This is a genomic window from Paenibacillus sp. EKM10P (assembly GCF_011800655.1).
Lineage (GTDB): Bacteria > Bacillota > Bacilli > Paenibacillales > Paenibacillaceae > Paenibacillus > Paenibacillus polymyxa.
The window spans coordinates 1-269 of the sequence record NZ_JAALET010000118.1 but is presented as its reverse complement, the minus strand read 5'-3'; the positions used below and the strand labels follow the sequence as shown (position 1 = coordinate 269).

The following is a 269-nucleotide window of genomic DNA, read 5'->3' as shown; positions in this document are numbered from 1 at the left end:
GGAGCGAAGGTGCTGCTGACGCAAACGGCGCTGCGAGAGCGCGCCGAAGCCTGGCTCGGCGAAGAGGAGCTGGCGCTGGCGGCGGTGCTGTACCTGGACGACGAAACTTCGTACAGCGAGGAGCGGATGAATGCCGACAGCTTCCATGAAGCCCGTCCGGAGGATCTGGCGTACGTGATCTACACGTCGGGGACGACGGGCAAGCCGAAGGGCGTGATGATCGAGCACCGCAGCCTGGTGAACACGGCGGCGGGCTACCGGCGGGAATA

1 protein-coding gene is annotated in these 269 nt (G+C 65.8%); it reads left to right on the top strand.

What is annotated here, in order from left to right; all coding sequences use genetic code 11:
- The coding region (locus HFE01_RS26710) for an AMP-binding protein (protein WP_167442928.1) at positions 1-269 on the top strand (269 nt) is incomplete at both ends.